The 6,406-nt window shown below is 33.4% G+C and carries 8 protein-coding genes; 5 read left to right on the forward strand and 3 right to left on the reverse strand.

The genetic code is table 11. The features are described 5' to 3' along the window. The 3 genes from CXF67_RS03580 to CXF67_RS03590 all read right to left on the reverse strand — a co-directional run. Positions 1–2,075, reverse strand: a 2,075-nt coding sequence (locus CXF67_RS03580; protein WP_102087500.1) for a M12 family metallo-peptidase, incomplete at its 3' end; no start/stop codon positions are given. Between the two features lie 65 nt (positions 2,076–2,140). Further along, positions 2,141–2,650 carry an NADPH-dependent FMN reductase gene (locus tag CXF67_RS03585; protein WP_102087501.1) on the reverse strand — a complete coding sequence of 170 codons (510 nt, stop codon included), beginning with the start codon at positions 2,648–2,650 and terminating at the stop codon, positions 2,141–2,143. Positions 2,651–3,047: 397 nt separating this feature from the next. Further along, entirely contained in the window at positions 3,048–3,566 is a 519-nt protein-coding gene (locus CXF67_RS03590) for a GNAT family N-acetyltransferase (protein ID WP_102087502.1), read from the reverse strand. 102 nt (positions 3,567–3,668) lie between these two features. Between CXF67_RS03590 and CXF67_RS18630 the strand changes: the two genes are divergently transcribed. The 5 genes from CXF67_RS18630 to CXF67_RS18650 all read left to right on the forward strand — a co-directional run bounded on the left by CXF67_RS18630 (position 3,669) and on the right by CXF67_RS18650 (position 5,648). Further along, positions 3,669–3,842 (forward strand): hypothetical protein, encoded by a 174-nt coding sequence (locus tag CXF67_RS18630; RefSeq protein ID WP_257984580.1) that lies wholly within the window; start codon positions 3,669–3,671, stop codon positions 3,840–3,842. A gap of 90 nt (positions 3,843–3,932) precedes the next feature. Next, complete coding sequence (locus tag CXF67_RS18635; protein WP_257984581.1) at positions 3,933–4,088, forward strand: hypothetical protein; 156 nt, start codon at positions 3,933–3,935, stop codon at positions 4,086–4,088. Next, positions 4,054–4,218, forward strand: coding sequence for a hypothetical protein (locus CXF67_RS18640; protein ID WP_257984582.1), 165 nt, complete (start codon positions 4,054–4,056; stop codon positions 4,216–4,218). The genes CXF67_RS18635 and CXF67_RS18640 overlap by 35 nt, the downstream gene beginning before the upstream one ends. A gap of 63 nt (positions 4,219–4,281) precedes the next feature. After that, a complete protein-coding gene (locus tag CXF67_RS18645) occupies positions 4,282–5,082 on the forward strand; it encodes an alpha/beta hydrolase family protein (protein WP_257984583.1) in 801 nt (266 codons plus the stop codon). 2 nt (positions 5,083–5,084) lie between these two features. After that, a complete protein-coding gene (locus CXF67_RS18650; RefSeq protein WP_257984584.1) occupies positions 5,085–5,648 on the forward strand; it encodes an alpha/beta hydrolase family protein in 564 nt (187 codons plus the stop codon). The last annotated feature ends 758 nt before the right edge of the window (positions 5,649–6,406 follow it).

Genomic DNA, 6,406 nt, shown 5'->3' on the forward strand with positions numbered 1-6,406 from the left:
AAGTTTAAATAATTTTCTTTTACAGACTTTATGTTCTTTTTATAAACTTGCTTACCATTTATATCATAGATCAACACTTTATCGAAATCTACATTAGACATGATGAATAATTTATCATTAAAAGGGTTTGGATATATAGCGATATCGTCTTCAGAGAATTCTAGTATTGATAGAGTTTCACAAGAAACTAAAATCTCCCAGCCAGAATTATTAGCATTTGCAAAGTTGGATGTAAAATTCACAGTAATAGCACCAGTGTTATTGGAAGCTTCAAAATAACTTGTCGTCAAATTATTTCCAGTAAGATTCTCACCATTCAAAAATATAGGTGAGTTGATAGATTCTCCATCGTAAATCGTCATAAAATCAGCTCCATCTTCAAGATCAAAATCATTTATAGTTAAACCAATCTTATTCGCTGAATCTTCAGGATAGAATGTTTTTAGGAAATTCTGATTGCTTGGATAATTACCATTCAAACCACCTATATCTGTAAATATTCTACCAGAACACCAATCATCGTCAGTTAGATAATTTGATTGAAATGCACCTCCCACATTACCGTTGGTGCAATTATTAGCCACTTGAATTACATAATACGTGTTGGGCTTTACATCATCATTAAATAGGATTGAATTGCTATTAGTAGTATTGAAAGGACCAGGTGTTGTATTTTGCTCATAAATTCTATAAATCCAAGAATTAGAGATAACATCATCGATATTTACTGTAAAAGAGTTTTCATTGGATTGGTTTACAGTCACTCCTGCAATGGTTCTCGTGCATGAATCTATGCAATCTGTGCCAAGACATGATTTTGTGTCGATATTACTGTTCATGTAGGCTTTAACCTGTGGATGAAATCCTAAGGCAAGGTTGATTCCAGTTGCACCAAGATGGCAATAGCTCATTATAGTCCCCCCTTCTGATGGTATCTCGGCATCATCACAGCCTTCTGAATACCCATTAATTGGACCACAGGAATCAATGGCTGTATTGTTCCCATTCCAAAAACACGCGTGAGTATGCGGCGATCCTAGAGAATGGCCCATTTCGTGTGATATAACCTTTACGGTCCATGAATAAGTAGGTAGCTCTTCATAATTTAAAGATAGTCCTGAAAAGGCATGGTTAAAATCTTGACACAAACTGTTTAAATAAGCGACACCACCAGTTATTGGTAAATCTAGGAGATGAGCTATATCGCCATTAAATGCAATTCTGTTCTCTCTGAAAAAAGTCAACTTTTCTATATTGTCACCTGTATATGGATCTTCAACTTGCCAAATTAAGACTTCACTTAATGCAGTTGGAATATTGGAATCGCTGTATAAAGCTGCAACAATATTATGCACCGATGTTAACCAGTTTAAAGTTAAATTGGTAGATGAAGAATTGTTTACATAAATATCATTCGTCAGTTCATAAAATACTCTAACGCAATTTGCAGAGGCAGAAGTACTATTTGAAAAATCTGTCTGAGGTACTAAATCTCCAAATTGTTCAATTTCATCTACTTGACAAGAAAAATCTTGACTTACTGTCATTTTTGAATCGTTGTATATGACAAATTTATTTTTATTACGAAGCTGCGCTACAATTCTATTCCCTTTAGATGGGCTTGAAATTATTCCATTCAAAGTTTCATCGAAAAAACTAAAAACAGCTAAAGATTTAAAGTCATTATTAACTATTCCACGGTAATATAATCCTGGTTTGTATTTCAAAACCTTGCCGTCCTGGTTGCGGACTTTAAAGTCATCTGTTAAAACTTGATGTCTTTGCATTTTAACCGAAAGTGTATCATCTTCATGGTAAACATAAAAATGAATAAATTCTGGTGTTTCTTTTTGAATAGTTGAAAGAGCGGATTTACTCACAGAAATAGACTGGATGTCTGGTGCAATCTCTCTAAGTGAAGAATTTATCTTTTGAGTAGAATGCTCAAAAACAGTATACTCTTTAAAGATTTCATTTTTTTTACTTGCATTTTCCATTGCTTCTTCAATGGATAAGAAGTCCTGAGAGAATGTATTAGCACATATTAAAAGAGTGATTAAATAAATTATTTTCATAGGATGAGTTGGTTAGTAATAGATTAAATTTAAATTGGTATACCTGTCAAATTTAAAACAATACTTTAAAACAATTCCAGAGCAGCTCCAAGGATATCTCGGACGTCTTCAGAAAGGTTAATCTGCTCATGCTCGATATCCACATCGGTTTTATAAAGCGGAAGTTGAGAAACGACTTTAGCATCCATAGTTTGTAAGGACATCAGTAAAGAGGACATCGCAAATTCACCTCTAGGAGCAATAGGAGTAAAGGTAATGGGCAAGATTCTTTTATGAGCAAATTCACCAGAAGCGGTACACCATTCTATCATATTTTTTAAGACAGCTGGGATATTATGGGTGTATTCTGGTGTGCAAATAATGATAGCATCTGCATCTAGTATCTGGGTTTTAAATGTTAAAATGTTTTGAGGAACTCCGTTTTTAAGTTTATCAGGGGTAAACAATTCAAAGTTTGGTAGGAGATCATAAACGCTCATAGTATGCTCACCTTCAGCGTAACTTTGTATCGCTTTAAGAAGATAGTAATTACTACTATACCGACTAGCTGAGCCTGAAATACCAAGTATTTTCATGGGTTTTAAGTTTGTTTAGGGGAAGATAAGACGAGTTGTCCCTAAATTCATAAAAAAATAACCGCAATTTGATAAGGTTTGCTCTAGTTTGAAATGGTTTATGTTTTTAAAAAAATCTGCCCGTCACACTTAAATTCTATAGAATTATTTTTTCACTAATCATATCCTTTGTAAGGGTGGCTTAAAATCCAAGAGATTGTAGGTGCTTTCTTTTAAGCTTAAAACTTTTAAAGACCATAAGGGTTTTAAAATTTTGACATTTCATAATATAAAGATTCCTATTTAAAATGGGAAGATTTGGTTACAGTTTCTTCTCAAGCAATTTCTTCTCAAATAAATAAAGAATTTATAAAGAGGACTAAATGTATACCAGGCGAGATTACAATTTTATAAAAACTTATAATAATTTCAACATTACAAAATTGGGATTGGAATGTTGGTCACTTATCTTGAAGTTGTGAGTGCCAATAATTTTAAAATCATTTTTTTTATAAAACTTAAGCCCATTCTCATTTTCAGTCCATACAAATATCCAAAAGGCTTTTTGCTGATGTGCTCTTGCGATCTCTATATTGTGTTGTAGAAGCTCTTTGCCAAGACCAAGTCCGTAAAAATCTTTTAAAAGATAAAGCCTTTCAAATTTAGCTATTGGCGATATATCGGTAAGAGGATGAGGATTGTCCAGTATTAATTTGGAATATCCAGCAAGTTGGCTGTCAAAAAGTATTTTATGGAAGTAGATATTGGAGTGATTAAGAGCTTTTAATAAAGTTTGGGTGTTGAAGTGATAATTAACATAGTTTTGAATATCAATTTCAGTGGCACTATGTCCATGGGATTCTTTAAAGGTCTTTTGGCTTAAATCTTCGAGTGATTCAACTTCAAAGGAACTAAATGGTTCAATACTTATTTGCATCTTTTGATTTTTTGCAAATAAAAGCAATAGCATCAATTTAACTTCATAATAAAAGTTGAATTATCTTTGAACATCAAGTCAATTAAAAATAAAATCAGAATAATGAGATATCATCACCTTAGAAATGCCACTGCTGTTATCGAAACAGAAACTAAGCATATCTTAGTAGATTCTATGTTTGGCGAAGTGGGAAGTCTAGGAGCATTTACTTCTAAACGCTTTCCGTCTCTTAGGAATCCTTTAGTTGCTTTACCAGAACAAGCCTCAGACGTATGAGATAAAGCCACGCATGCCTTTATTACTCATCAACATGCAGATCACCTTTATGAGGCTGGAATCAATTTCTTAAAAGAAAGACAAATTCCTATGACTTGCAGTAATTTGAATACAGATGCTTTAAAGTCTAAAGGTTTACATGTCGACCAAGAATTGGAGTATAACAAAGCAATTTCTTTTTTAGGAGGAGCTATACAAGATTTTGATGACTATGATAGATATTATAAAATTTGTGGAGGAAAGTAAAGGTCAATTGATTTGTAACCATTTGGAAGCTCTAAATCATTGCCTTACTCAGCGAAAGGACCTTAAAAATAATATCTTTTTGGATACCTTATGGATTCCTGAAGATGGAGCGAAAAAAGAGAACACTTAACTTACTTGAGATCAAGAGGCATATATAAAATGGTAACTAAATTTGTAAATTAAATAAATTCCTATGAAAACACTTTGCACTTTTTTATTAACACTAGTTTTATCCTCAATTGCTTTAGCTCAAGACATTATAGGAGACTGGCAAGGTGAGTTGAAGTTTCAAGGGAATTCACTTGGTATAAATTTCCATATTAATGCAACAGAAAACGGATTTGCTTCAACGATGGATGTCCCTTTACAAGGTGTAGAAGGATATAAGTCGGACGTCACCACTTATATTGATTCTTTGTTAACCATCCAAATTAAGGAGTTAGGTATTCAGTATCAGGGAAAATTAGCCCTAAAAGATACCATTGTTGGTAATTTTTCGCAAAATGGAATGTCTTTCAAACTTGATTTTAAAAGAGGGAGCACTCTTCCGAATAGACCTCAAGAACCAAAGCCACCATATGATTATGTGATGAAGAAGGTGAGCTACAAAAGCACAAGTGACGATGTCGTTTTGGCAGGGACACTTAGCTTACCAAAAGGAGATGGCCCATTTCCTGCTGTATTGCTTTTGAGTGGTAGTGGACCTCAAGATAGAGATAGCAATATATTTGGTCATAAGCCATTTTTGCTTTTGGCTCATGAACTTACCCAAAGTGGGATTGCAGTTTTGCGATTCGATGAGCGAGGGGTAGGAGAGTCTGGTGGACGAACTTCAGAAATGACTATGGCTACTCAAAGGGGAGATGCACAAGCGGGCATCAATTATCTTTTATCCAACCATCAAATAAATAATACAAAAGTAGGCTTGTTAGGACATAGCTTGGGAGGTATACTCGCCCCAAAACTCGCTATTGAAAACGACATCGACTTTTAGTTTTGCTAGCTGCTCCCGGGGTTAACGGTGATGTGATGATGCTTAAGCAGCGCAAAGATCTCCTTATACTTAGAGGTGCTACAGATAAACAAATTGATGGGACCAATGAAATGTTAGCTAGCCTATACTCAGAACTTAGAAAATCAAGTTTAGAAGGCGAAGCTCTTAAATCTGAATTAAAAAAAAAGCTAGCAATTAAATACCAAACTACTATACCTGAAAAGGAGCTAAACGATATGGTAAATTCTATCGTCAATAATCTAGAATTGATGGCGATCCTAAAATCTAGTCCTGCCAATTACTTCCAAAAGGTATCTTGTCCTGTACTTGCCCTTAATGGAAGTAAAGACTTTCAAGTGTCTGCCAAAGAGAATTTAGCAGCTATAGATAAAGCTTTGAGTGATGGCGCTAATACGGAAGTTGAAACTCACGAGCTAGAAGGTTTAAATCACATCTTCCAAGACAGCGATACAGGAGATATTTTAGAATATCAACTCATTGAACAAACGCTGTCTCCAGTGGTTTTGAAATTGATTTCAGAAAGGATTTCAAAAAACGTAAAATAATAGTCATTTAGACAAAAAAGGCTTTCATTTTTAGATAAATTTATTTTATTTAACCATAATTATCAATTATTTATTTTGACTTTAAATGCTCTTTTATGAGATTAAGCTTCACTTATTTATGTATTATTCTTTAGGTGAATTTATCCTATGCTCAAAATTTTTGTCAGACAGAAGAGGGATTGTTTTACTATAGAGCACAATTAGGCATAGAAATCTTGAGTGACAATTTTAATATAAATGACTTGATTGATTTTACAACTTTTAAAGAAAATATATCCAAAAAAGAGTCTATTATTTTGAATGATTATATCATCAACTTTGAAAAATTAATCCTGAAAACTCAAATTTTCGAAGAGCTTCAATATCGGCTAATCGTTGAATGTATTCCATTTTAGCTGATTATAATGAGCCCTTCAAATTTTTTGGTAGTTTTATATTATGAGTGTTCTCCTATTGAAGGGGTCTATCAGTCTTATGTTGTTTTTGAAATTAGTTTGCCTGATGATTTTCAGAAAGAAAAGTTCATCAACTTTATTATCGCCAATGATCAAAGTTAGCTAGAGTTGTTTTTCTAAGGTCTTTTAAAGAATTTGGTGAAATGAGGGGAGGTTTTTTAAATTCTGCCAATTTTTCGCCTGCATTGAAAAAGGGGGTCCTTTAAGTCCAGACTCTTATGAAAATAAAACAACAAAAATGGCGGTAATTTATCCTAATCCAATTACAAAAGATTCAATTTTCAAATGTTAGTGATTTATTTC

The organism is Psychroflexus sp. MES1-P1E (assembly GCF_002836055.1).
Lineage (GTDB): Bacteria > Bacteroidota > Bacteroidia > Flavobacteriales > Flavobacteriaceae > Psychroflexus.

Excerpts from the sequence above, each read along its gene's own strand:
- CXF67_RS03590 (WP_102087502.1), bottom strand. The coding sequence starts at position 3,566 with ATGCAAATAAGTATTGAACCATTTAGTTCCTTTGAAGTTGAATCACTC.
- CXF67_RS18630 (WP_257984580.1), top strand. The coding sequence starts at position 3,669 with ATGAGATATCATCACCTTAGAAATGCCACTGCTGTTATCGAAACAGAA.
- CXF67_RS18640 (WP_257984582.1), top strand. The coding sequence starts at position 4,054 with ATGATAGATATTATAAAATTTGTGGAGGAAAGTAAAGGTCAATTGATT.
- CXF67_RS18635 (WP_257984581.1), top strand. The coding sequence starts at position 3,933 with ATGACTTGCAGTAATTTGAATACAGATGCTTTAAAGTCTAAAGGTTTA.
- CXF67_RS18645 (WP_257984583.1), top strand. The coding sequence starts at position 4,282 with ATGAAAACACTTTGCACTTTTTTATTAACACTAGTTTTATCCTCAATT.
- CXF67_RS03585 (WP_102087501.1), bottom strand. The coding sequence starts at position 2,650 with ATGAAAATACTTGGTATTTCAGGCTCAGCTAGTCGGTATAGTAGTAAT.